General features: G+C 63.8%; 25 protein-coding genes. 9 read left to right on the forward strand and 16 right to left on the reverse strand.

The window, feature by feature from the left end; all coding sequences use genetic code 11:
• Window positions 1-87 precede the first annotated feature (87 nt).
• From ACNFBR_RS00705 to ACNFBR_RS00765, 13 genes are all read right to left on the reverse strand, one after another.
• On the reverse strand, window positions 88-1,026 hold the full coding sequence (locus tag ACNFBR_RS00705) for a S66 peptidase family protein (RefSeq protein ID WP_416733273.1): 939 nt from the start codon (window positions 1,024-1,026) through the stop codon (window positions 88-90).
• A gap of 86 nt (window positions 1,027-1,112) precedes the next feature.
• The gene (lipA, locus tag ACNFBR_RS00710) at window positions 1,113-2,129 is read right to left on the reverse strand and encodes a lipoyl synthase (protein ID WP_027592615.1); all 1,017 of its coding nucleotides are present in this window, start codon (window positions 2,127-2,129) and stop codon (window positions 1,113-1,115) included.
• A gap of 2 nt (window positions 2,130-2,131) precedes the next feature.
• Complete coding sequence (lipB, locus tag ACNFBR_RS00715) at window positions 2,132-2,779, reverse strand: lipoyl(octanoyl) transferase LipB (RefSeq protein WP_416733274.1); 648 nt, start codon at window positions 2,777-2,779, stop codon at window positions 2,132-2,134.
• On the reverse strand, window positions 2,779-3,054 hold the full coding sequence (locus tag ACNFBR_RS00720; protein WP_416733275.1) for a DUF493 domain-containing protein: 276 nt from the start codon (window positions 3,052-3,054) through the stop codon (window positions 2,779-2,781). Before ACNFBR_RS00720 ends, lipB begins: the two co-directional genes overlap by 1 nt.
• Before the next feature lie 73 nt (window positions 3,055-3,127).
• Window positions 3,128-4,288 (reverse strand): D-alanyl-D-alanine carboxypeptidase family protein, encoded by a 1,161-nt coding sequence (locus ACNFBR_RS00725; RefSeq protein ID WP_416733276.1) that lies wholly within the window; start codon window positions 4,286-4,288, stop codon window positions 3,128-3,130.
• Window positions 4,289-4,403: 115 nt separating this feature from the next.
• Window positions 4,404-5,414: a septal ring lytic transglycosylase RlpA family protein gene (locus ACNFBR_RS00730; RefSeq protein ID WP_416733277.1), complete on the reverse strand. Its 1,011-nt coding sequence runs from the start codon at window positions 5,412-5,414 to the stop codon at window positions 4,404-4,406.
• Window positions 5,414-6,424 carry a lytic murein transglycosylase B gene (gene mltB / locus ACNFBR_RS00735; protein ID WP_416733278.1) on the reverse strand — a complete coding sequence of 337 codons (1,011 nt, stop codon included), beginning with the start codon at window positions 6,422-6,424 and terminating at the stop codon, window positions 5,414-5,416. The genes ACNFBR_RS00730 and mltB overlap by 1 nt, the downstream gene beginning before the upstream one ends.
• 17 nt (window positions 6,425-6,441) lie before the next feature.
• Window positions 6,442-7,545 carry a rod shape-determining protein RodA gene (gene rodA, locus ACNFBR_RS00740; RefSeq protein WP_416733602.1) on the reverse strand — a complete coding sequence of 368 codons (1,104 nt, stop codon included), beginning with the start codon at window positions 7,543-7,545 and terminating at the stop codon, window positions 6,442-6,444.
• A gap of 38 nt (window positions 7,546-7,583) precedes the next feature.
• Complete coding sequence (mrdA, locus tag ACNFBR_RS00745; protein WP_416733279.1) at window positions 7,584-9,473, reverse strand: penicillin-binding protein 2; 1,890 nt, start codon at window positions 9,471-9,473, stop codon at window positions 7,584-7,586.
• 16 nt (window positions 9,474-9,489) lie between these two features.
• Complete coding sequence (gene rlmH, locus ACNFBR_RS00750) at window positions 9,490-9,957, reverse strand: 23S rRNA (pseudouridine(1915)-N(3))-methyltransferase RlmH (protein ID WP_003249722.1); 468 nt, start codon at window positions 9,955-9,957, stop codon at window positions 9,490-9,492.
• Window positions 9,958-9,967: 10 nt separating this feature from the next.
• Entirely contained in the window at window positions 9,968-10,387 is a 420-nt protein-coding gene (gene rsfS / locus ACNFBR_RS00755) for a ribosome silencing factor (RefSeq protein ID WP_009685825.1), read from the reverse strand.
• Window positions 10,388-10,430: 43 nt separating this feature from the next.
• Entirely contained in the window at window positions 10,431-11,090 is a 660-nt protein-coding gene (gene nadD, locus ACNFBR_RS00760) for a nicotinate-nucleotide adenylyltransferase (RefSeq protein WP_416733280.1), read from the reverse strand.
• 1 nt (window position 11,091) lies between these two features.
• Window positions 11,092-12,363, reverse strand: a complete 1,272-nt coding sequence (locus ACNFBR_RS00765) for a glutamate-5-semialdehyde dehydrogenase (RefSeq protein WP_416733281.1) — start codon at window positions 12,361-12,363, stop codon at window positions 11,092-11,094.
• A gap of 486 nt (window positions 12,364-12,849) precedes the next feature.
• On the opposite strand from ACNFBR_RS00765, the gene ACNFBR_RS00770 reads away from it, so the two are divergent.
• Both ACNFBR_RS00770 and ACNFBR_RS00775 read left to right on the forward strand, forming a co-directional pair.
• Window positions 12,850-13,518, forward strand: a complete 669-nt coding sequence (locus ACNFBR_RS00770) for a DNA-3-methyladenine glycosylase (protein ID WP_416733282.1) — start codon at window positions 12,850-12,852, stop codon at window positions 13,516-13,518.
• 2 nt (window positions 13,519-13,520) lie between these two features.
• Window positions 13,521-14,837: a bifunctional DedA family/phosphatase PAP2 family protein gene (locus ACNFBR_RS00775; protein WP_416733283.1), complete on the forward strand. Its 1,317-nt coding sequence runs from the start codon at window positions 13,521-13,523 to the stop codon at window positions 14,835-14,837.
• Between the two features lie 111 nt (window positions 14,838-14,948).
• Here ACNFBR_RS00775 and ACNFBR_RS00780 read toward each other — a convergent pair whose 3' ends face one another.
• Genes ACNFBR_RS00780 through ACNFBR_RS00790 form a run of 3 tightly spaced genes read right to left on the reverse strand, consistent with a single transcriptional unit; the run spans window position 14,949 to window position 16,624 of the window.
• Window positions 14,949-15,539 (reverse strand): LON peptidase substrate-binding domain-containing protein, encoded by a 591-nt coding sequence (locus tag ACNFBR_RS00780; RefSeq protein ID WP_416733284.1) that lies wholly within the window; start codon window positions 15,537-15,539, stop codon window positions 14,949-14,951.
• 9 nt (window positions 15,540-15,548) lie between these two features.
• Window positions 15,549-16,265 carry an LrgB family protein gene (locus ACNFBR_RS00785; RefSeq protein WP_416733285.1) on the reverse strand — a complete coding sequence of 239 codons (717 nt, stop codon included), beginning with the start codon at window positions 16,263-16,265 and terminating at the stop codon, window positions 15,549-15,551.
• Window positions 16,262-16,624, reverse strand: a complete 363-nt coding sequence (locus tag ACNFBR_RS00790; RefSeq protein WP_416733286.1) for a CidA/LrgA family protein — start codon at window positions 16,622-16,624, stop codon at window positions 16,262-16,264. Before ACNFBR_RS00790 ends, ACNFBR_RS00785 begins: the two co-directional genes overlap by 4 nt.
• Before the next feature lie 143 nt (window positions 16,625-16,767).
• Between ACNFBR_RS00790 and ACNFBR_RS00795 the strand changes: the two genes are divergently transcribed.
• The 7 genes from ACNFBR_RS00795 (at window position 16,768) to purD (ending at window position 24,357) form a co-directional block, all read left to right on the forward strand.
• Window positions 16,768-17,223: a MaoC family dehydratase gene (locus tag ACNFBR_RS00795; RefSeq protein ID WP_012274386.1), complete on the forward strand. Its 456-nt coding sequence runs from the start codon at window positions 16,768-16,770 to the stop codon at window positions 17,221-17,223.
• Between the two features lie 179 nt (window positions 17,224-17,402).
• Window positions 17,403-18,281 (forward strand): 50S ribosomal protein L11 methyltransferase, encoded by an 879-nt coding sequence (gene prmA, locus ACNFBR_RS00800; RefSeq protein WP_416733287.1) that lies wholly within the window; start codon window positions 17,403-17,405, stop codon window positions 18,279-18,281.
• A gap of 42 nt (window positions 18,282-18,323) precedes the next feature.
• A complete protein-coding gene (locus ACNFBR_RS00805; protein WP_416733288.1) occupies window positions 18,324-19,685 on the forward strand; it encodes a DUF3426 domain-containing protein in 1,362 nt (453 codons plus the stop codon).
• A 174-nt stretch (window positions 19,686-19,859) separates the two neighbouring features.
• Entirely contained in the window at window positions 19,860-20,873 is a 1,014-nt protein-coding gene (gene dusB / locus ACNFBR_RS00810) for a tRNA dihydrouridine synthase DusB (protein ID WP_416733289.1), read from the forward strand.
• Window positions 20,870-21,190 carry a DNA-binding transcriptional regulator Fis gene (gene fis / locus ACNFBR_RS00815; protein ID WP_012274390.1) on the forward strand — a complete coding sequence of 107 codons (321 nt, stop codon included), beginning with the start codon at window positions 20,870-20,872 and terminating at the stop codon, window positions 21,188-21,190. The genes dusB and fis overlap by 4 nt, the downstream gene beginning before the upstream one ends.
• Window positions 21,191-21,271: 81 nt before the next feature.
• Complete coding sequence (gene purH, locus ACNFBR_RS00820) at window positions 21,272-22,879, forward strand: bifunctional phosphoribosylaminoimidazolecarboxamide formyltransferase/IMP cyclohydrolase (protein WP_416733290.1); 1,608 nt, start codon at window positions 21,272-21,274, stop codon at window positions 22,877-22,879.
• Window positions 22,880-23,061: 182 nt separating this feature from the next.
• Window positions 23,062-24,357, forward strand: coding sequence for a phosphoribosylamine--glycine ligase (gene purD / locus ACNFBR_RS00825; RefSeq protein WP_416733291.1), 1,296 nt, complete (start codon window positions 23,062-23,064; stop codon window positions 24,355-24,357).
• Window positions 24,358-24,475: the final 118 nt, after the last annotated feature.

A 24,475-nucleotide genomic window follows, 5' to 3' on the forward strand; every position in this document is an offset into this window, starting at 1 on the left:
GCGGCACAAGGCCGCTCCTACAGGCCTGCGCTGTACCTGTAGGAGCGGCCTTGTGCCGCGATGGGCTGCAACGCAGCCCCACCACTCTCAAGCCCCGAACAGATCCTGCTCCAGCACCAATACCTGCCGATCACTGTCCAGCCTGACCCGGGCCCCAAGCGGCAAGCACACATTCGGGTCACAATGCCCACTGCGCCACCCCGCCAGCACCGGCACACCCAGCGGCGCGAAGGTGTCCTCCAGCAACGGCGCCAACGCCGCCGTGGTAATCCCGGCAAAGTCCCCCACCAGCACGCCTTTCACCCCTTCCAGCTTGCCTGCCAGACGCAACTGGGTCAGCAACCGGTCCACCCGGTACAACGGCTCGTTGACGTCCTCGATAAACAGGATGCAACCCTGGGTGTCCAACTCGGCGAGCGTCCCCATGGTCGCCCCCAGCATCGACAGGTTGCCCCCCAGCAGCGCCCCGCTGGCCACGCCCGGCAGCACACTGTGCAAGGCGAAGTCCTGCGGATGCGCAATCTGCTCACCTTCCCGTACAAGCCCAGCCAACTGCGCCAGCAGCGATGACTCGGTCGGTGCCAACTTGGCCCCCAGCAGGTCGGCATTGAGCATCCCACCATGGAAAGTGATCAGCCCGGCATGCCGGTAGATCGCCGTGTGCAGCGCGGTGATGTCGCTGTAGCCGATCAGCGGCTTGGGGTTACGCCGGATCAGCTCGAAATCGAGCCGGTCGAGCAAGCGCATGCTGCCGTAACCGCCGCGCATGCACAGGATGGCGTCAATGGCCGGGTCGGCAAAGGCATCGTGCAGGTCCTGCAGGCGCTGCTCGTCCGGCCCCGCCAGGTAACCCTGGGCCTGCAGCGCCCCCGGGTAGATGCGGCAGCTATAGCCACGGTCAACGAACCACTGGCTGACCTTGTGCGTATCCAGCCGCGCCGCACCCGCCGGGGCAACGATGGCAAAGCAGGCATTGGCCGGCAGTACGGTTGGCAGGCTGGGGTGGAACGTTTCGGCACAGTTCATTGCGGCTCCTTGCAGCGCGTGGCACACAAACAAAAATGCCGATGCCGCCTTTCGGCGCGCATCGGCATGCGTAGCTCAGAGCAGGCTCAGAGCTTGATCTTGGCTTCGTGAGCCTGCTGGTCGGCGTGGTACGAAGAGCGCACCAGCGGGCCGGAGGCCACGTTCTTGAAGCCCATCTTGTACCCTTCCTCGGCGAACCAGGCGAAGGTGTCCGGGTGAACGAAACGCTGCACCGGCAGGTGGCTGCGCGACGGCTGCAGGTATTGGCCGAGGGTGAGCATGTCGATGTCATGCTCGCGCATGCGGTGCATCACCTCGATCACTTCCTCGTCGGTCTCGCCCAGGCCAAGCATCAGGCCCGACTTGGTCGGTACGTGCGGCACCATCTGCTTGAACTTCTGCAGCAGGTCCAGCGACCAATCGTAGTCCGAACCCGGGCGCGCAGCCTTGTACAGGCGCGGTACGGTTTCGAGGTTGTGGTTGAACACATCCGGCGGCTCTTGCGCGGTGATTTCCAGGGCAACGTCCATGCGGCCACGGTAGTCCGGCACCAGGGTTTCCAACTGCACGCCCGGCGACAACGCGCGGATTTCGCGGATGCAGTCGGCAAAGTGCTGGGCGCCGCCGTCACGCAGGTCGTCGCGGTCCACCGAGGTGATCACCACGTACTTCAGGCGCAGGTCGGCAATGGCGACAGCCAGGTTTTTCGGCTCGTCCAGGTCCAGCGGTTTCGGCCGGCCGTGACCAACGTCACAGAACGGGCAGCGACGGGTGCAGATGTCACCCATGATCATGAAGGTGGCGGTACCACCGGAGAAGCACTCGCCCAGGTTCGGGCAGGAGGCTTCTTCGCACACGCTGTGCAGCTTGTGCTTGCGCAGCAGTTGCTTGATGCGGTCTACCTCGGGCGATACCGGAATACGCACGCGAATCCAGTCGGGCTTTTTCGGCAGCTCGTCGGTAGGGATGATCTTCACCGGGATGCGCGCCACCTTGTCGGCGCCACGCAGCTTGACCCCAGCTTCCACCTTCTTCGGCGCTGGGCGCGGGGTGGCATCCTGGGTGGGTATCAGGTTCGGCACGGCTTCTTGCACAGTTGTCATATTCAGTCGATTCCGCCCGTGAGGGTCGTCTGCTCAGCGTAGTCGAGGTGCTTGACCAGCTGTCCGCGCAGCCTTGTCCTGACCTCGTCGAGTTCGATCGGGCCTGCCAGATCGCGCAGCTGGGTCATGGCCAGCCCCGCATAGCCGCAGGGGTTGATTCGGCGGAATGGCGCAAGGTCCATGTCCACGTTCAGAGCAAGGCCGTGAAACGAACGGCCGTTGCGAATTCGCAGGCCGAGGGAGGCGATTTTCGCTCCATCGACATAGACGCCTGGGGCGTCAGGCTTGGCAGAAGCCTGCACGTCGTAGCTGGCAAGCAGCTCGACCAGCGTCTGCTCGATACGGCTGACCAGCTCGCGCACGCCAAAGCCCAGCCGGCGCACATCCAGCAGCAGGTAGGCCACCAACTGCCCGGGGCCATGGTAGGTCACCTGGCCGCCGCGGTCGGTCTGCACCACCGGGATGTCGCCCGGCACCAGCAGGTGCTCGGCCTTGCCGGCCTGGCCCTGGGTGAAGACCGCGGGGTGCTCGACCAGCCAGATTTCATCCTGGCTGTCCGGGCTGCGCTGCTCGGTGAAGCGACGCATGGCCTCCAGCACCGGTTCATAGGGCTGCAGGCCAAGCTCGCGAAAACCGAGGCAGGCGGACATCAGAGCACCATTTTCACGATGCCGGTAGCACGCAGGGCGCTATTGATATCGTGCAGCTGGTTCTCGCTTTCGGCAACGATGTGCAATTGCACGGTGGTGTACTTGCCTTCCTTGCTCTGGCGTTCAGCCAGGGTGGAAAGGTCGACTTTGGCGTGCTTGCTGAGAATCTCGATGACCGTGTCCTTGAAACCGACAACGGTGTCACCGATGACCTTGATCGGGTAATCGTCGCAAGGGAATTCGATCTTGTGCGACTTGACGTCTGCTTCGCTCATGGCGGAAACGGCCTCGTAAGCCGTGGCAACAACAACGCCCCCGCAAGGTACGCGGGGGCATGCAGGTCACGTATCAGTTGAACAACCCGTAGAAGAATAGACGGATGCTATCCCACATACGGCGGAAGAAACCACCTTCCTCGACGCCATCGAGGGCGATCAGGTCGGCGCTGTGAACCACTTTCTCGTCCAGTTTGACTTCCACTTTGCCGATCACGTCACCTTTGGCGATAGGCGCGGTGAGCTGCGGGTTCATGGTCATCGAAGCCTGCAGGCGCTTCAATTGGCCTTTAGGCATAGTCATGGTCAGGTCGTCGGCCAGGCCAGCCTTGATTTGGCCGGTGGCGCCCTTCCACACCGGTGCCTGGGTCAGCTCGGTGCCCTTCTGGTAGAAGGTCTGGGTTTCGAAGAAGCGGAAACCATAAGTCAGCAGCTTCTGGGTTTCGGCAGCACGCGATTGTTCGCTGTTGGTACCGAACACCACGGCGATCAGGCGCTGGCCGTCGCGAACGGCCGAAGCCACCATGCAGTAGCCGGCTTCGTCGGTGTGACCGGTTTTCAGGCCATCGACGGTCTTGTCACGCCACAGCAGCAGGTTGCGGTTAGGCTGCTTGATGTTGTTCCAGAAGAACTCTTTCTGCGAGTAGATGGCGTAGTGGGCCGGGTCGACGTTGATGATCGCACGGGCCAGGGTCGCCATGTCGTGGGCCGACGAGTAGTGCTCGGGGTTCGGCAGGCCGGTCGGGTTCATGAAGTGGCTGTTGGTCATGCCCAGGTCGGCAGCCGTCTTGTTCATCATGTCGGCAAAGGCATCTTCGCTGCCGGCGATGTGCTCGGACAGGGCGACCGAGGCGTCGTTACCGGACTGGATGATGATGCCGTGCAGCAGGTCGCTGACCGTTACCTGGCTGCCCACCTTGATGAACATGCGCGAACCGCCGGTACGCCAGGCGTTTTCGCTGACGGTCACCGGGTCGTTTTCACCGATCTGGCCACGGCGGATGTCCAGGGTGGCGATGTAGGCGGTCATCAGCTTGGTCAGGCTGGCTGGCGGCAGACGCTCGTCACCGTTGTTCTCGACCAGCACGTTGCCGCTGGACGCGTCCATGAGTACGTAGGACTTGGCTGCCAGTTGCGGTGGCGCCGGCGTCATCTGCTCCGCCGCGAAGGCGGCAGGCGTGATCATCAGCAGTACAGGCAGGCAAAGTCGTTTGGCAAGGTTGGTGATGTTCATCCGTCTCTCGAAAATCGCTAATGGTCTGAGATGTTCCCTGGGCAAGATCATGTGCCCAGCGCCAGTCAGTCTAGTTTTATGGCCGATGGCCTGGCCCGCGAAGAGGACAACACGGTCAGTCTGCTGTGACCAGCTTGGCCTGCCCCAAGTTCGCCAGGCGGATGCTGTCTTGTGCTTGCTGGATCTCGCCTTGGCTGCCAATCGGCCCCAGACGCACGCGGTGCAGGGTCTGCTGATTACGCACGATCGAGCTGATGAACACCGGCGCACTGACCATGGTGCTGAGCTTGGAGCGCAGCAATTCGGCAGCGTCCGGGTTGGCGAAGGCGCCTACCTGCAGGAAGCTGCCGCCGTTGCCGCCGTTGCCGCCGGGCACATTGTTGCCACCCACTTGCACGGGCACCACCGGCGCCGCGTGCTGCTGCGGCGGCGGAGTCCATTGCTCGACACGCCCGGTGCTGGCCGGTATTGCCTGGGTCTGCGCCACTTGTGGCTCCTTCAGCACCATCGGCGGCGTCTGGCCACGCTGGGCCCACCACTGCTGCGGGTCGATACCCTCGACGCGCACGTGCGCAGTGCCGATCTCGGCATAGCCGAGCTTTTTCGCCGCGGCATAGGACAGGTCGATGATGCGGTCGGAATAGAACGGGCCACGGTCGTTCACCCGCAAGATCACGCTGCGGCCGTTGGCCAGGTTGGTCACCCGCACATAGGCTGGCAGCGGCAAGGTCTTGTGCGCCGCGCTCATGCCGTACAGGTCGTACAGCTCGCCATTGGCGGTGTTCTGCCCGTGGAACTTGGTGCCGTACCAGGACGCCGTGCCCTCGGCGCGGTAGTTGCGCGAGTCCTGCATCGGGTAGTAGGTCTTGCCCAGCACCGTGTACGGGTTGGCCTTGTAGTTGCCGGTATGCACGGTCGGCGTGGCATCGGGGATCTTGTTCACATCCACGTCCCACCACGGCGCGCCATCCTTGTGCGCGCGGTTGATGTCCAGACCCGGCTGGCTGCGCACGACATTGCCGCTGCTTTGCTGGGTCGGGCGACTGGAGGAGCAACTGGCCAGCACCACGCCGACGGCGAGGCAGGTGAGCAGCTTCAAAGAGTTGGCAGAGATGATTGCGCGCATTACTTGACGCCCCGTACTTGAACCAGCTGTTCCGCAAGCTGATGCACCGCCATGGCATACATCACGCTGCGGTTGTAGCGAGTGATCGCGTAGAAGTTCTTCAGGCCCATCCAGTACTCGGGGCCGTTGTCGCCTTCGAGACGGAAGGCGGTAACCGGCAGATCATCGCGCAGCGAATCATGAACCGACCAGCCGAGCGCGCGCAACTCCCCTACCGTTTTCACCGGCTCGATGCCGGTGGTCAGGCCTTCGTCGGCACGCTCGCCCTCCACCCAGGCGCGGCTGACCACACCCTCGCCGGCCACCCAGCCGTGGCGTTTGAAGTAGCTGGCCACGCTGCCGATGGCGTCGTCCGGGTTGTTCCAGATATTGATATGGCCATCGCCGTCGAAGTCCACCGCATAGTTGCGGAAGCTGCTTGGCATGAACTGCGGCAGGCCCATGGCGCCGGCGTACGAGCCCTTCAGCGTCAAGGGATCGAGCTGTTCCTCGCGGGCCAGCAGCAGGAACTCGCGCAGCTCCTTGCGGAAGAATTCGGCCCGTGGCGGGTAGTCGAAGCCCAGGGTCGACAGGGCGTCGATCACCCGGTAGTTGCCGGTATTGCGACCAAAGAAGGTTTCCACGCCGATGATCGCGACAATGTACTGCGCCGGCACGCCGTATTCCTGCTCGGCACGCGCCAATACCGCCTCGTGCTGGCGCCAGAAGTCCACACCGCGGGCAATGCGCGCATCGGTGAGGAACATCGGCCGGTAGTCCTTCCACGGCTTGACCCGTTCGGCCGGGCGCGAAATGGCGTCGAGGATCGACTGCTTGCGCTGTACCTCACGGAACACGCCCATCAGTTGCTCAGGGGCAAAACCATAGTCGCGGCTCATTTCGCCAACGAACTCGGACACCTGCGGCGAGCCTTCGTAATCACCGGCATGGGCCAGCTGTACAGCGCCGAACAGGCCCACCGCGCCGATCCACGGCGCACAACGGGCAGCCCAGTTACGCACTGCTTGCATGAAATTGTTCACCTTATTCAAACCTGCGCGATCCATTTGCGGTGCGTATGGATCGACATCAGAACGCCAAACGCTGACAGCAGCGTCACCAACGATGTTCCGCCATAGCTGATGAAAGGCAGCGGCACGCCCACCACGGGCAGTAGGCCGCTGACCATTCCGATATTGACGAACACGTATACAAAGAAGGTCATGGTCAAGCTGCCCGCAAGCAGCTTGCCGAACAGGGTCTGCGCCTGGGCCGTAATCATCAGGCCACGGCCGATCAACAGCAGGTAGACGATCAGCAGCAGGCAGATACCCACCAGGCCGAATTCCTCGCCGAGCACGGCGATGATGAAGTCGGTGTGGCTTTCCGGCAGGAAGTCCAGGTGCGACTGGGTGCCGAGCAGCCAGCCCTTGCCGAATACCCCGCCCGAGCCGATCGCCGCCTTGGACTGAATGATGTTCCAGCCGGTGCCCAACGGATCGCTTTCCGGGTCGAGGAAGGTCAGCACCCGCTGCTTCTGGTAGTCGTGCATGACGAAGAACCACATCGCCACTGCCACCGGCACCGCCGCCGTCAGCACGCTGACGATCCAGCGCCAGCGCAGGCCGCCCATGAACAGAACGAAGGCACCGGAGGCGAGAATCAGCAGGGCCGTGCCCAAGTCGGGCTGGCGCACAATCAAGATGAACGGCACGCCGATCAGCACCAGGCTGATCGCCACGTGCTTCAAATGCGGCGGCAAGGTGCGCTTGGACAGGTACCAGGCGATGGTTGCCGGCATGATGATCTTCATGAATTCCGAAGGCTGGAAGCGGATCACACCGGGGATGTTGATCCACCGCGTGGCGCCCATGGCGTTGTGGCCCATCACGTCCACCACCACCAGCAACAGCACCCCGGCCAGGTATGCCAGCGGTACCCAGCGGGCCATGAAGCGCGGCTCCAGCTGGGCGATGACGAACATCGACACCAGGCCGATGCCGAACGAGGTGGCCTGCTTGAGCAGCAGGTCCCAGTTCTTGCCACTGGCCGAATAGAGGACGAACAGGCTGCCGGCCGCCAGGGTCAGCAGAATGATTAGCAAGGGGCCATCGACATGGATGCGCTGCAGAAAGCTGGCGCGCCGACGCATCACATCCTCACTGGAGAGCATGCGATCGAAATTGTTCATCACAGGGCCGATTCCTGGGTAACGGTGGCGGGCGCGAACTCGGGCTTGAGCCGGCCATTTTCGTCGAGCAGCCAGGCATCCATGATCTGGCGTACCACAGGGGCGGCGACGCCCGAGCCGGACTCACCGTTCTCGACCATGACCGAGACCACGATTTTCGGGGCTTCGGCCGGGGCAAAGGCGACGAACAGCGCGTGGTCGCGGTGGCGCTCCTGGAGCTTGTTGCGGTCGTACTTCTCGCCCTGCTTGATCGCCACCACCTGGGCGGTACCGCTCTTGCCGGCAATACGGTACTGGGCACCGGCCGCGGCCTTGCGCGCGGTACCACGGGCGTTGTGCATCACCTGCTCCATGCCATGGGTGACCTTGGCCCAGTCGGACTTGTCACGCAGCACGATGTCTTCCATCGGGTTGTCGTCCACCGGCGGCTGGCCTTCGATGGTCTTGGCCAGGTGCGGGCGGTTCCACACGCCTTTGTTGGCGATCAGCGCAGTGGCCTGGGCCAGTTGCAGCGGCGTGGCCTGCATGTAGCCCTGGCCGATGCCGAGAATCAGGGTTTCGCCGGGGAACCAGGCCTGGCGGCGGGTGGCACGCTTCCATTCGCGCGAGGGCATCAACCCCGCGGACTCCTCGAACATGTCGAGGGAAACCCGCTGACCGATACCGAACTTGTTCATGTAGCTGGACAGCCGATCGATGCCCATCTTGTGCGCAAGGTCATAGAAGTAGGTGTCGTTGGAGCGCATGATGGCGGTGTCCAGGTCGACCCAGCCATCACCGGAGCGGTTCCAGTTACGGTACTTGTGATCGTAGTTGGGCAACTGGTAGTAACCCGGGTCGAACACCCGGCTGCTCGCATTGACCACGCCACTGTCCAGGCCGGCAATGGCCACCGCCGGCTTGATGGTCGAACCCGGCGGGTACAGGCCACGCAGCACACGGTTGAACAGTGGGCGGTCGATCGAGTCGCGCAATTCGGCATAGGCCTTGAAGCTGATGCCGGTGACGAACAGGTTGGGGTCGAAGCTTGGCTGGCTGACCATCGCCAGCACCTCGCCGGTGCGTGGGTCGAGCGCCACCACCGCGCCGCGCCGGCCACCCAGGGCGGCTTCGGCGGCCTCCTGCAGCTTGATGTCCAGGCTCAGCACAATGTCCTTGCCCGGCTTCGGGTCGGTGCGCTTGAGCACCCGCAGCACGCGACCACGGGCGTTGGTCTCGACTTCCTCGTAACCCACCTGGCCGTGCAGGGCGTCTTCGTAGAAGCGCTCGATGCCCGTCTTGCCGATATGGTGGGTGCCGCTGTAGTTCACCGGGTCGAGCGTTTTCAGCTCTTTCTCGTTGATCCGCCCCACATAGCCCACCGAATGGGCGAAATGCGCACCCTGCGGGTAATGCCGCACCAGCTGGGCCACCACTTCCACGCCCGGCAGGCGGAACTGGTTCACCGCCACGCGGGCGATCTGCTCTTCGTTGAGCTCGAACAGGATCGGCACCGGCTCGAACGGCCGGCGGCCCTGGCGCATGCGCTTCTCGAACAGGGTGCGGTCGTCGGCTGTCAGCTCCAGCACTTCGACGATGGTATCCAGCACTTCCTGCCAGTTACCCGCACGTTCGCGGGTCATCGACAGGCTGAAGCTGGGCCGGTTATCGGCAACGATCACCCCGTTGCGGTCGAAGATCAGCCCGCGGGTCGGCGGGATCGGCTGCACGTGCACCCGGTTGTTCTCCGACAGCGTCGAATGGTAGTCGTACTGGATGATCTGCAGGTAGTACAGCCGCGCGATCAACACGCAGATGAGCAGCATGATCGCCACTGCGCCGACCACGACGCGGTTGCGCACCAGGCGGGCGTCTTTCTCATGGTCCTTGAGACGGATCGGCTGCGACATCGGACTGCTTACAGGCTCATTTGTGGTAAGGATGCCCGGACAACACGGTCCAGGCGCGGTAGATCTGCTCGCCGATGAGTATCCTTACCAACGGGTGCGGCAAGGTCAGCGGCGACAGCGACCAACGTTGCTCGGCGCGTGCGCAAACCTCAGGCGCCAGGCCTTCCGGGCCCCCCACCATCAAATTCACCGTGCGCGCATCCAGGCGCCAGCGGTCCAGCTCGGTGGCCAGCTGCTCGGTACTCCAGGGCTTGCCATGGACCTCGAGGGTGACAATGCGTTCCCCAGGCTGCACCTTGCTCAGCATGGCTTCGCCCTCCTGACGGATCAGGCGGGCGACGTCGGCATTCTTGCCACGGGTATTCAGCGGGATCTCCACCAGCTCCAGCGACAGCTCGGCGGGCAGGCGCTTGGCATACTCATGCCAGCCTTCCTCGACCCACTTCGGCATGCGCGAGCCGACCGCAATCAGGCGCAAACGCACAGCGCTTTCCTTATTCGCGGTCTTTGAGCTTGTCGGAGTACTCGTGGGCATGGTCCGGGCTGTGGTGCTTGCCATCGGCGGCACGGCTTTGCTCGGCACCCTGCCACAGGCGCTCCAGGTCGTAGAACTGGCGGGCGGCGGCGGTCATCATGTGCACGATGACGTCGTTCAGGTCCAGCAGTACCCAGTCGCTGTCGCCCTTGCCTTCTTCGCCCAGTGGCTGAGCGCCCTTGGCCTTGACCGCTTCACGAACCTTTTCGGCCATCGCGTTGATCTGGCGGTTGGAGGTACCGGTGGCAATGATCATGTAGTCGGTCAGGCTGTGCTTTTCGCGCACGTCGATGACCTGGATGTCCTGGGCCTTGACGTCTTCCAGCGCTGCCTTGGTCACTGCGACCAGTTCTTCGCCGTAAATTTTCTGCTTGGTCATATAAAACTCGTTCAACTCGTTGGATGAGGCGCCAGAGGCACCGTCAGTTGGGCGCACGATACAGTTCGTGCGCCTCGATGTAGGCCAGTACGGCGTCCGGCACCAGGAACCTCACCGATTTGCCGCTGGCCAGCAGCTGTCGGATCTGTGTAGCCGACACCGCAAGCGGCGTCTGCCAGACGAACGAAATATTTCCCGCCGGGCCGGACATGGCGGTGGGATCGCTCTCCGAGCGCGCAGCCAGCAGGTTGCGCAGCTCGTCAGGGGGTTCTACGTCGGCATCCGGGCGTTGCAGCACCAGGATGTGACAGTGTTGCAGCAATTCTTCCCAGCGGTGCCAGGCAGGCAGGCCACAGAAGGCATCCCAGCCCAGCACCAGGAACAGCTGGTCGTTGCCGGCCAGTTCGGCGCGGATCGATTCCAGCGTCTCGATGGTGTACGACGGCTTGTCGCGCTCCAGTTCGCGAGCATCGACGCTCAGGCAAGCGACGCCCTGCACTGCTTCACGCACCATGGCCAGGCGCTGCTGCGCGGCCACCTGCGGCGTGTCACGGTGCGGCGGCCGGGCGTTGGGCAACAGGCGTAGCTCATCCAGCCCCATGAGCTCGGCCACCTCCAGCGCGCTGCGCAGGTGGCCGATGTGCACGGGGTCGAAGGTGCCGCCTAGAATGCCGATGCGCCGGACTGCCTGGGCCTTGCTCAACTCAGCAGGACCCCTGGCCGCGCAGCTGGCCGTCGCCGATCACCACGTACTTCTCGCAGGTCAGGCCTTCCAGACCGACCGGGCCGCGGGCATGCAGCTTGTCGGTGGAAATCCCGATTTCCGCACCCAGGCCGTACTCGAAGCCGTCGGCAAAGCAGGTCGGGGTATTGAGCATGACCGACGCCGAATCGACCTCAGCCATGAACTGACGGGCCTCACCCTGGTGTTCGCTGATGATCGAGTCGGTGTGGTGCGAGCCATAGTGGTTGATGTGCTCGATGGCCTGGTCCAGGCCATCCACGACGCGGATCGACAGGATTGCGTCGAGGTACTCGGTGTGCCAGTCGTCTTCGCTGGCCGGCTTGGCCTCGATCAGCGCGCGGGTGCGCTCGCAGCCACGCAGCTCCACGCCCTTTTCCTGGAAGCGGCGGGCCATTTCCGGCAGGAAGCGCTCCGCCACCTGCTGGTCGACCAGCAGCGTTTCCATGGCGCCGCAGATGCCGTAGCGGTAGGTCTTGGCGTTGAATGCCACGTTCCAGGCCTTGTCCAGGTCGGCGTGCTGGCTGACATAGACATGGCAGATGCCGTCCAGGTGCTTGATCACCGGCACGCGGGCATCGCGGCTGATACGTTCGATCAGGCCACGGCCACCGCGCGGTACGATGACGTCGACGAATTCCGGCATGCTGATCAGCGCGCCCACGGCTTCGCGGTCGGTAGTCTCGACCACTTGCACCACGGCTGCCGGCAGGCCGGCTTCAGCCAGGCCACGCTGGATGCAGGTGGCAATGGCGCGGTTGGAATGGATGGCTTCGGAGCCGCCACGCAGGATGGTCGCGTTACCCGACTTCAGGCACAGGCTGGCGGCATCGATGGTCACGTTCGGGCGCGACTCGTAGATGATCCCGATCACCCCCAGCGGCGTACGCATCTTGCCGACCTGGATACCCGATGGGCGGTAGCTCATGTCGCGGATGGCACCGACCGGGTCCGGCAGGCTGGCCACTTGGCGCAGGCCGGTGATCATGCCGTCGATGCGTGCCGGGGTCAGCGCCAGGCGATCGAGCAGCGCCGGCTCCAGGCCGTTGGCGCGGCCGGCGGCCAGGTCCAGCTCGTTGGCAGCGGTGAGCTCGGCACGGGCGGCGTCCAGCGCGTCGGCGGCCGCTTGCAGGGCGCGGTTCTTCTGCGCGGTGCTGGCACGGCCGATCACCCGGGAAGCCTCACGGGCGGCGCGACCCAGGCGGGTCATATAGTCAAGAACGGACTCAGTCATGGGTTCGGTGTCTTGGCGAAGGGGAAATCGGCTGATTATAACTGCCGCGCAGGTGTACGCCCAGCGGTGGGTGGCGGATGGTAGGAAATGAGGGGTTCGCCTTTGGTTTTTCTGCGCCTGTGAGATCGAGCGCCGCCCGCGCGGCGCATCGCGAGCAAGCTCGCTCCTACGTTTGTTTCGGGCCAGTGTCGCCTGCACCAGCGCGCGCGACGGCCTGGTTTGTACAACGCGATATCGAGTCATGCGCCAAGGCGTTCGCGCGCAAATCCCACAGGAATAATTGGCCCGAAACAAACGTAGGAGCGAGCTTGCTCGCGATGCGCCGCGCGGGCGGCGCTCGATCTCACAGGCGACGAACACCTCAAGACAAACACCCCGCAGCCCTGCCAATGAAACATGCAGATACCATTCATTCGCAATATTGGTTCAGCCTCGATTAAGCCATTCATTGCTATCATCCCGCCTCCCCAGCCACGAACCGCCCGCATGCCAGCCCTGCCCGACAGCTTTTTCGACCGCGATGCCCAGACCCTGGCCAAGGCCCTGCTCGGCAAGGTTATCCGCCATCGCCACGGCAACCTGTGGCTGGCTGCGCGCATCATCGAGACCGAGGCCTACTACCTCACCGACAAAGGCAGCCACGCCTCGCTCGGCTACACCGAAAAGCGCAAGGCGCTGTTCCTCGACGGCGGGCATATCTACATGTACTACGCGCGCGGCGGCGATTCGTTGAACTTCAGCGCCCACGGACCAGGCAACGCGGTGCTGATCAAGTCTGCCTATCCTTGGCAGGATGCCCTGTCTGGCCCGAACAGCCTGGCGCAGATGCAACTGAACAACCCCGACGCCAGCGGCAAGCTGCGCCCGGATGAGCGCCTGTGCGCCGGCCAGACCCTGTTGTGCCGGGCCCTGGGCCTGAAAGTACCGCACTGGGACGCCCAGCGCTTCGATGCCGAGCGCCTGTACGTCGAAGATTGCGGCAACGCCGTGCCCCGAGTGGTCCAGGCCGCGCGCCTGGGCATCCCGCACGGGCGCGACGAGCATCTGCCGTACCGCTTCGTCGATGCCGAGTACGCCCGCTTCTGCACGCGGAACCCGTTACGCCGCGGCCAAGTCGAAGGCCGTGATTTCTTCATTCTCGAACAAGGAAGCTGAACATGGGCCAATGGCTCGACAGCCTGACCGGCTGGCTCAGCGCCAACCCGCAGTGGCTTGGCCTGGCGATTTTCCTGATAGCCTGCATCGAATGCCTGGCCATCGCCGGCATCATCGTGCCGGGCACCGTGCTGCTGTTCGCCGTCGCGGTACTGGCCGGCAGCGGCGCCTTCAGCCTGGGCGAAACATTGCTGCTGGGCTTTCTTGGCGGCCTGCTGGGCGACGCCTTGTCGTACACGGTGGGCAAGTACTTCCACCAGAACATCCGCCGCCTGCCGCTGCTGCGCCACCACCCGGAATGGATTGGCAGCGCCGAAAGCTACTTCCAGCGCTATGGCATCGCCAGCCTGCTGGTAGGCCGCTTCATCGGCCCGCTGCGGCCAATGCTGCCAATGGTCGCCGGCATGTTCGACATGCCCCTGCCGCGCTTCATCGCCGTCAGCCTGGTGGCCGGTGCCGGCTGGTCGGTCGCCTATCTGCTACCCGGCTGGGCCACCGGCGCCGCCATGCGCCTGCCCCTGCCAGAAGGCTTCTGGCTGGATGCCGGGATCATCGCCGGCACCCTGGCGGTGGTGATCGGCCTGAGCCTGAACAGCAGCCTGCGCGACCAGCGCCACGGCACTCGGCTGGTGGCTGCCCTCAGCTTCGTCGCCCTGGCCGGTGTATTTCTCGGCTGGCCTTACCTGCATGAGTTCGACCAAGGGGTGATGACACTGGTGCAGGAACATCGCAGCCAGGCCATCGATGGCATCGTGGTACTGGTGACGCGGCTGGGCGACTTCCGCACCCAACTGTTCCTCGGCGGCCTGCTGACCGGCCTGCTGCTGCTTGCCCGGCAGTGGCGACACGCATTTTTCGCCGCGGGCGCGCTGATGGGCACGGCGATCGCCAACGGTACTCTGAAATGGCTGTTCGCCCGGGCCAGGCCAGAAGTTCTGACCGACCCGCTGACCAGCTACAGCATGCCCAGCGGGCACAGCTCGGCCTCGTTCGCGTTCTTTCTGGTGCTGGCGGTGCTGGCTGGACGCGGACAACCGCCGCGGATGCGCCTGACCTGGGTGATGCTGGGTTGTATTCCAGCACTGGCGATTGCCCTGTCGCGGGTTTACCTGGGGGCGCACTGGCCGACCGACATCCTGGCCGGGGCCCTGCTGGCATGTTGCGTGTGCGCGCTTAGCCTGACAGTAGTGCAACGCAAACAGACGCTGCCCGCCCTGCCGCTGCGGGTGTGGTGGCTGGTATTGCCGGCGTGCCTGGCGCTGTTGGCATTCTTTGCCATGCATGCGCTGCCGCAGGCCTTGCTGAGATATCAGTATTGATGTGGCCTGTGCCGGCCTCTTCGCAGCGCAAGGCTGCTCCTACAGGCTAGCGAGGTCCCTGTAGGAGCAGCCTTGCGCTGCGAAGAGGCCGGTGCAGACACAACAGAACCATCAGGCAAACAGCTCGCCCTGAATTCGCTCCAACAGCTTCTGGATCTCTCCCAACCGCTGCTGCGGCGAATCGATGGTCAGCAAATCCAGCTTGTCCTCCTCCATGAACGGCAACAGGTATGCCAGCTGGTTGGCCAGCGCCTGGCGCCCATCCACCGGGCGCGGCATGTCCAACGCCTCGACCATGGGGTGCTCACCCAGCGCCACCAACAGCGCCAGCAGGTCGTCATCGGCCTCGAGCAACGGGCTGTCCGCCTGCTCCGGCAGCCATTGCACCTGCCCTACCAGCAACTGGTCCTTCTGCACCTCGGTGCTGTCCAGGTTGAAGCGCCGCACACCCTCGACACGGATACCCAGCAAACCATTGTCCTGCTGCACGAAGTCGCGAATGACGGCTTCACAGCCGATCGAGGCAACCACCGGCGGCGCCTTGCCGACCTGTTCGCCTTCAAGGATGCACACCACACCAAAACCTTCGCCCTGCTTCATGCAGCGCCCGATCATGTCCAGGTAGCGCGCCTCGAAAATCTGCAAATCGAGAAAGCATCCGGGAAACAGCACGGTATTGAGCGGAAACAGCGGTAGCGTCATCACAACTCCTCAAGCCACCAGGCTGACCGCCAGCGGCAGGAACACCGCCGTGGCCACCCCCATCAGGCTCATCGCCAGCGCGGCAAAGGCGCCGCATTCGTCACTTTCCTGCAGGGCCACCGAAGTGCCCACCGCGTGCGCCGTTACGCCCAGCGACATGCCACGCGCCTCGGGGCTGTGCACGCCGAAGCGGCTCAGCAGCGCCGGGCCGAAGATGGCGCCGATCACCCCGGTAATCAAAACGAACACCGCCGCCAGGGCCGCCACACCACCTATCTGCTCGGCCACCAGCATGGCGATCGGCGAGGTGACGGACTTTGGTGCCATGGTCATCAGGATCATGTGCTCGGCACCGAACCACCAACCCAGCACCAGGCAACACAGCGTGGCGAACAGGCCTCCGACTACCAGCGTAGTAAATGTCGGCCAGAACAGCTGACGGATACGCCGCAGGTTGAGGTAGAGCGGCACAGCCAAGGCCACAGTGGCGGGCCCCAGCAGGATGTTCATGATTTCGGTGCTTTTACGGTACTCGCTGTAGTCAATGCCGCACAGCAGCAACACGCCGATCACCAGCAGCATCGATACCAGTACAGGTTGCAGGAAGATCCAGCGGGTTTTCTCGTAGGCGGCCAGCACGACCTGGTAAGCCCCGAGCGTGATGCCGATGCCGAATAATGGGTGATGCACGACCGCGTCAACCGCGCCTTGCCAGTCGAGCATCATGGCTGCTCCTCGCGCTTGCCTTGGCGGTGGATGAGCTTTTGCATCAGCACACCGACGAACACCAGGGTCACCAGGCAGGAGATCAGCAAGGCCCCGGCAATCGCCCAGAAGTCGGCGGCGATGTCCTTGGCATACACCATCACCCCCACCGCCGGCGGCACCAGCAACAACGGCAGGTAGCGCAACAGGCTGCTAGCCGCCTCGCTCAGTGGCGTGCCCACCTCGCCACGGGCCATGAGGAAGAACAGCAGCAGCAACAGGCCGATGATCGGCCCAGGCAAAAACGGCACAAACAGGTGATTGATCGCCGTCCCCAGCAGCTGGAACAGCACCAGCCAGGTCAAACCACGCAACAGCATAAGCATCTCCCTCGGGCATGGCGGCCATTATAAGCACGGGCGGCTATAGACCGATATTCGCCGAAAAGCGGGCAACTTGACTGAAACGGTTCGCCGTGCTGATCTTGCACTCTCGTACCAACTGACAACCCGGAGAGTCCGCGATGCCCTATGTACCGGTTACAGAGCTTTCGCAATACGTTGGTAAGGAACTGGGCCGCTCTGCCTGGTTGAAGATCGACCAGCAGCGCATCAACCTGTTCGCCGAGGCGACCGGCGATTTCCAGTTCATTCATGTCGACCCTGAAAAAGCGGCAAAAACCCCGTTTGGCGGCACGATCGCCCACGGGTTCCTGACCTTGTCGCTGATCCCCAAGCTGATCGAGGACATCCTGGTCCTGCCCCAAGGCCTGAAGATGGTGGTGAACTATGGGCTGGACAGCGTGCGCTTCATCCAGCCGGTCAAGGTCGACAGCCAAGTCCGGCTGAAGGTGGACCTGGCCGAAGTGGTGGAGAAGAAACCGGGGCAGTGGCTGCTCAAGGCAATCGCCACACTGGAGATCGACGGTGAAGAGAAGCCTGCCTATATAGCGGAGTCGCTTTCCCTCTGCTTTGTCTGATGGCCCCATTCGCAGCACAAGGCTGCTCCTACAGGGATAGGCGAACCGCTGTAGGAGCAGCCTTGTGCTGCGAATGGGCTGCACAGCAGCCCCCGATCCACAAATCCCCCGCACTCGCGTAAACTGCCAGCCTTCGCGCAGCCAAGGGCTGCCCCTGTCTATTTATCAAGGTGCCCGCCATGCCCTGGCTGCAAGTACGCCTGGCCATCAGCCCGGAACAAGCCGAAACCTACGAAGACGCCCTGCTTGAAGTAGGCGCCGTCTCGGTCACGTTCATGGATGCCGAAGATCAACCGATCTTCGAACCCGACCTCAACACCACCCCGCTGTGGTCGCACACCCACCTGCTGGCCCTGTTCGAGGCCGATGCCGACCCTGAGCAGGTGTTCGCCCACCTGCGCCTGCTGACCGGTGCCGAGCTGCCCGAGCACCAGGCCGAGGTGATCGAGGACCAGGACTGGGAGCGCAGCTGGATGGACAACTTCCAGCCGATGCGTTTCGGCCGCCGCCTGTGGATCGTGCCCAGCTGGCACGATGCCCCGGACCAGGACGCGGTGAACCTGCTGCTCGACCCAGGCCTGGCCTTCGGCACCGGCACCCACCCCACCACCGCACTGTGCCTGGAATGGCTCGACGGCCAGCAGCTCGAAGGCACCCAGGTGCTGGACTTTGGCTGCGGCTCGGGCATCCTGGCCATCGCTGCGCTGCTGCTGGGCGCCCGTGAAGCGGTAGGTACCGACATCGACGTGCAGGCCATCGAGGCGTCGCGTGACAATGCCCAGCGCAACGGCATTGCCGATGAGAAACTGGCGCTGTTCCTGCCCGAGCACATGCCAGCGATGCAGGCCGACGTGCTGGTCGCCAACATTCTCGCCGGCCCGCTGGTATCGCTGGCTCCGCAGTTGTCCAGCCTGGTTCGCCCAGGTGGCCTGCTGGCGCTGTCGGGCATCCTCGCCGAACAAGGTGAGGAAGTGGCCGCCGCCTACGCCGCCGACTTCGAGCTGGACCCGATCGTCCTGCGCGACGGCTGGGTGCGCATCAGTGGCCGGCGCCGCTAAGCGGGCCTAGAATACTTTTCTGCACAGCACCCGGATCGCCGCATGACCGACAGTTTCGTCACCCAGTGCCCGCATTGCCAGACCAGCTTTCGCGTCACCCACCACCAGTTGAGCGTGGCTCGCGGCGTGGTGCGCTGCGGTCACTGCCTGCAGGTGTTCAACGCCGCCAAGCAGTTGCTGGAGCAGAATCGCGCCGGCTCCGCCAGCGCGCCCGTGATACCTGCCCCGGCACCCGCCGCGCCTGTCGAGCCGCCGATCGAACCGGCCAGCGCTCCTGAGCCTGCCATCGGTGTACGCAGCAGCCACCCTGAGCAGGACTGGGCACTTACCGCCCAGGCGCTGGACGCCCTTGACCTCGACAAGGAACTGGAGCGCCTGGAACGTCGCGGCCAGCCGGCACCGGCGCGCCCGGTCAGCCAGGATGGCGGGCTGCAGGCACGGCGCGACGAGCTGCACCCGGACGAGCACGCAGACGACCTTTTCGGCACCGCCACCGATGAGCCCTTCGAGCCACAACCAGCGGCGCAGCCCACTCCCGTATTGTTGCAGCCGGAGCCTCTGGCGCTGGACCTGGAGCCCGCACCCGGCGAGCGTACCGAGCCGACCCTGGGCAGCAACCTTGACCTGGACATCGATGACGAGCCGCCTGTACAGCGCGCGGCCGAGATCGATGACCAGCCCGCATTCATTGAGCCGCTGCACGCCAGCGATGACGAAACCCCGGAAAAAGGCCTGAGCGCCCGCGACGATGAGCCGCTGGCGCTGCACCTGTCGGCGCGTGACGACGAGCCTGTCGAGCCATTGCCCGGGGAGCGCCTGGAACCAGGCCTTGCCGGCAAGCCCGAGCGCCCCTCGCGCAAAGAGCCGCTGGTCGACGTGGTTGACGACCCCCTGCAACTGGGCTGGGAAAAACCCGCACCCAACTGGGGCAAGCGCCTGCTATGGGGCGTGCTGAGCCTGCTGGCAGCAGGCCTGCTGGCGTTCCAGTACGTGTGGTTCCACTTCGACGAAATGGCCCGTCAGGACCAGTACCGGCCGATCTTCCAGCAGATCTGCCCGATGGTCGGCTGCCAGGTGCCCACTCGCGTCGATATTGCCCGGATCAAGAGCAGCAACCTGGTGGTGCGCAGCCACCCGGACTTCAAGGGCGCACTGATCGTCGACGCGATCATCTACAACCGCGCGCCGTTTGCCCAGCCGTTCCCGCTGCTGGAGCTGCGCTTCGCCGACCTCAATGGCCAGCTCATCGCCAGCCGTCGCTTCAAGCCCAGCGAGTATTTGTCCGGCGAATTGGCAGGGCGCGGCGAAATGCCCAGCCAGACGCCAATCCACATCGCCCTGGACATCCTCGACCCGGGGCCGAAGGCCGTGAACTACAGCCTGAGCTTCCGCTCGCCGGAATAACCACCCGCTGCCACTGGGCAGCGGGTAAGCCCCAGACCCTCGCCAGCAGCAAATGTCATAAGCCGACAACTGTTCAGATTTTATCCAAATCCATCTTTATCCGGTCACCGAGAGCGGGTATCATGCCAACCCTTTTTCGAACTCCAAGATTCGGCCCCACAACAGGGATCACCTATGTCGGCGGTACGCATCGGCCAATACACACTACGTAATAATCTGATCCTCGCGCCCATGGCCGGGGTCACGGACCAGCCTTTCCGTACACTTTGCCAGCGCTTGGGCGCCGGCATGGTGGTGTCGGAAATGGTCAGCAGCGACATGAGCCTGTGGAACAGCCGCAAATCGAGCCTGCGCCGCATTCATGAAGGCGATCCCGAGCCACGCTCGGTGCAGATCGCCGGCGGTGATGCGCAGATGATGGCAGCGGCGGCAAGGGCCAACGTCGAAGCGGGTGCCCAGATCATCGATATCAACATGGGCTGCCCGGCAAAAAAAGTCTGCAACAAAGCCGCAGGCTCTGCTTTATTGAAAGATGAAGCCTTGGTCAGCGAGATCCTCCACGCCGTGGTCGGCGCCGTGGACGTCCCGGTGACCCTGAAGATCCGTACCGGCTGGGACCGGGCGAACAAGAACGGCCTGAACGTGGCGAAGATCGCCGAACAGGCCGGCATCCAGGCGCTGGCGGTGCATGGCCGCACACGCGCCGACCTGTACACCGGCGATGCCGAATACGACACCATCGCCGCCATCAAACAGGCGGTGTCGATCCCGGTTTTTGCCAACGGCGATATCACCTCGCCAGAAAAGGCCCAGGCGGTGCTGGATGCCACCGGGGTTGATGGCCTGTTGATTGGCCGGGCTGCCCAAGGGCGACCCTGGATCTTTCGCGAGATCGAGCATTACCTGCGCACTGGCGAACACCTGCCAGCGCCGCAACTGGACGAAGTGGAACGCATCCTGCTGGAGCATCTGGCCGCGCTGCATGCCTTCTATGGCGATGTGATGGGCGTACGTATCGCCCGCAAGCACGTTGGCTGGTACCTGGCAACACGACCCGGCGGCAAGGAGTTTCGCTCCCGGTTCAACGCTTTGGAAGACACACAAGCGCAGTGCGCCAACGTTCGCGCGTTTTTCAGCGAACGTCGACAGAGCCTTGAGACAGAGGACGGACAAGGGGTGGCCGCATGACGATGATGACCGAGACATTTGTGAGTGGAACAACGCCCGTGAGCGACAACGCCAACCTGAAACAGCACCTCAACACGCCGAGCGAAGAAGGCCAGACCCTTCGCGACAGCGTCGAGAAGGCGCTGCACAACTACTTCGCCCACCTGGAAGGCGCGACCGTCACGGACGTGTACAACCTGGTGCTCTCCGAAGTCGAGGCGCCCCTGCTCGAAAGCGTGATGAACTACGTGAAGGGCAACCAGACCAAGGCCAGCGAGATGCTCGGGCTGAACCGAGGCACCCTGCGCAAGAAGCTCAAGCAGTACGACTTGTTGTAAGCCAGAATCCCATCCAGAAAAGGCGGCTCCCTGAACAGAGACGCCTTTTTTGCTGACTCCACCGCGTTATTGGAACCCGAAATGACCGACCAGACTACCCGCCTGCCAGTCCGCCGCGCCCTGATCAGCGTCTCCGACAAGACCGGTATCCTCGAATTCGCCCGTGAGCTGCAACAGCTCGGTGTCGAGATCCTGTCCACCGGCGGCACCTACAAGCTGCTCAAGGACAACGGCGTCAACGCGGTGGAAGTGGCCGACTACACCGGCTTCGCCGAAATGATGGATGGCCGGGTCAAGACCCTGCACCCGAAGATCCACGGCGGCATCCTCGGCCGTCGCGGCATCGACGACGCCATCATGAACGAGCACGGCATCAAGCCGATCGACCTGGTCGCGGTCAACCTGTACCCGTTCGAAGCCACCATTTCCAAGCCTGGCTGTGACCTGCCGACCGCCATCGAGAACATCGACATCGGCGGCCCGACCATGGTCCGTTCGGCAGCCAAGAACCACAAAGACGTGGCCATCGTGGTCAACGCCAGCGATTACGCCGGCATCGTCGAAGGCCTCAAGGCCGGCGGCCTGACCTACGCCCAGCGCTTCGACCTGATGCTCAAGGCGTTCGAGCACACTGCTGCCTACGACGGCATGATCGCCAACTACATGGGCACCATCGACCAGGCCAAGGACACCCTTTCGACTGCCGACCGCAGCGAATTCCCGCGCACCTTCAACAGCCAGTTCGTCAAAGCCCAGGAAATGCGCTACGGCGAGAACCCGCACCAGAGCGCGGCGTTCTACGTGGAAGCCAAAAAAGGCGAAGCCAGCATTTCCACCGCCGTCCAGCTGCAAGGCAAGGAACTGTCGTTCAACAACGTGGCCGACACCGACGCCGCGCTGGAATGCGTGAAGAGCTTCGTCAAACCGGCCTGTGTCATCGTCAAGCACGCCAACCCGTGCGGCGTGGCAGTAGTGCCTGAAGACGAGGGCGGCATCCGCAAGGCCTACGATCTGGCCTACGCCACCGACACCGAATCGGCGTTCGGCGGCATCATCGCCTTCAACCGTGAACTGGACGGCGAAACCGCCAAGGCCATCGTCGACCGCCAGTTCGTCGAAGTGATCATCGCCCCGAAAATCTCCCAGGCCGCCCGCGACGTCGTGGCAGCCAAGCAGAACGTACGCCTGCTGGAGTGCGGCGAGTGGGCAGCCGAGCGCGCTGCCGGTTGGGACTTCAAGCGCGTCAACGGTGGCCTGCTGGTGCAAAGCCGCGATATCGGCATGATCACCGCCGATGACCTGAAGATCGTCACCAAGCGTGCCCCGACCGAGCAAGAGATCCACGACCTGGTATTCGCCTGGAAGGTGGCCAAGTTCGTCAAGTCCAACGCCATTGTCTACGCCAAGCAGCGCCAAACCATCGGCGTCGGCGCCGGCCAGATGAGCCGCGTCAACTCCGCGCGCATCGCTGCAATCAAGGCCGAGCATGCCGGCCTGCAGGTGCAGGGCGCGGTCATGGCGTCGGATGCGTTCTTCCCGTTCCGTGATGGCATCGACAATGCGGCTAAAGTGGGTATCAGCGCCGTGATCCAGCCGGGTGGTTCGATGCGTGATGCTGAAGTCATCGCTGCTGCCGACGAAGCCGGCATCGCCATGGTATTCACCGGCATGCGCCACTTCCGCCACTGATTTACGACAATCGGCCGCACTGAAGCAGGCATCTGCTGCGTTGGGGCCGGTTCCGCTGATGCTCATTGCCAAAAGGCAACTCCGCTCATCGGAACCGGCCCCGCCTTGCATCTACCTGCTTCATTGCGACCTCGTACAGCGTGAGGCTTTGCCTTACGCCCGAAAGAATTCGAGGTTTTGACATGAAAGTTTTGATCATCGGCAGCGGCGGCCGTGAGCACGCCCTGGCCTGGAAAGTCGCCCAGGACCCTCGCGTCGAGAAAGTCTTCGTTGCCCCGGGCAACGCCGGCACCGCCATTGAAGCCAAGTGCGAAAACGTCGCCATCGACGTCTGCGCCCTGGAGCAACTGGCCGACTTCGCCGAGAAGAACGTCGACCTGACCATCGTCGGCCCGGAAGCACCGCTGGTTATCGGCGTGGTCGACCTGTTCCGCAGCCGCGGCCTGGACTGCTTCGGCCCAACCAAGGGCGCGGCCCAGTTGGAAGGCTCCAAGGCCTTCACCAAGGACTTCCTGGCGCGTCACAAGATCCCGACCGCCGACTACCAGAACTTCACCGAAATCGAGCCGGCGCTGGCCTACCTGCAGGAAAAAGGCGCGCCAATCGTGATCAAGGCCGACGGCCTGGCCGCGGGCAAAGGCGTGATCGTCGCCATGACCCTGGAAGAAGCCGAAGCCGCCGTGCGTGACATGCTGGCTGGCAACGCCTTCGGAGAAGCCGGTTCGCGCGTTGTAATCGAAGAGTTCCTCGACGGCGAGGAAGCCAGCTTCATCGTCATGGTCGACGGCCAGAACGTGCTGCCCATGGCCACCAGCCAGGACCACAAGCGCGTCGGCGATCAGGACACCGGCCCGAACACCGGTGGCATGGGTGCCTACTCCCCTGCCCCGGTGGTGACCGCCGACGTGCACCAGCGCGTGATGGACCAGGTGATCTGGCCGACCGTGCGTGGCATGGCCGAGGAAGGCAACGTCTATACCGGCTTCCTCTACGCCGGCCTGATGATCGACAAGGCGGGCAACCCCAAGGTCATCGAGTTCAACTGCCGCTTCGGCGACCCGGAAACCCAGCCGGTCATGCTGCGCCTGGAGTCGAGCCTGGTGCTGCTGGTGGAAGCCGCATTCGCCAAGGCGCTGGACAAGGTAGAAGCGCAGTGGGACCCGCGCCCGAGCCTGGGCGTGGTCCTGGCTGCTGGCGGTTACCCAGGCGACTACGCCAAAGGCGACGTGATCAACGGTTTGGACGCTGCCGCGAAGATCGAAGGCAAGGTGTTCCATGCCGGTACTGCGCTCAAGGATGGCAAGGTGACCACCAACGGCGGGCGCGTACTGTGTGCCACCGCCATGGGCAGCACCGTTGCCGACGCGCAGCAGCAGGCTTATCGCCTGGCCAAGGAAGTCAGCTGGAACGGTAGCTTCTACCGTACCGACATCGGTTATCGGGCCATCGCCCGCGAGCGCGGTGAGCACCAGCAGTAAGTACTACCGGCATGCCGTAGCGTTTTGCGCCTGCGGCATCCGGCTCGTCGACAGGGCCCGGCATGGGCCTTGCCTTCGACTTGGCGCGCCGCGCATAGTTAGTACCCGGCACATCGGC

The organism is Pseudomonas sp. NY11955, assembly GCF_048068035.1.
GTDB lineage: Bacteria > Pseudomonadota > Gammaproteobacteria > Pseudomonadales > Pseudomonadaceae > Aquipseudomonas.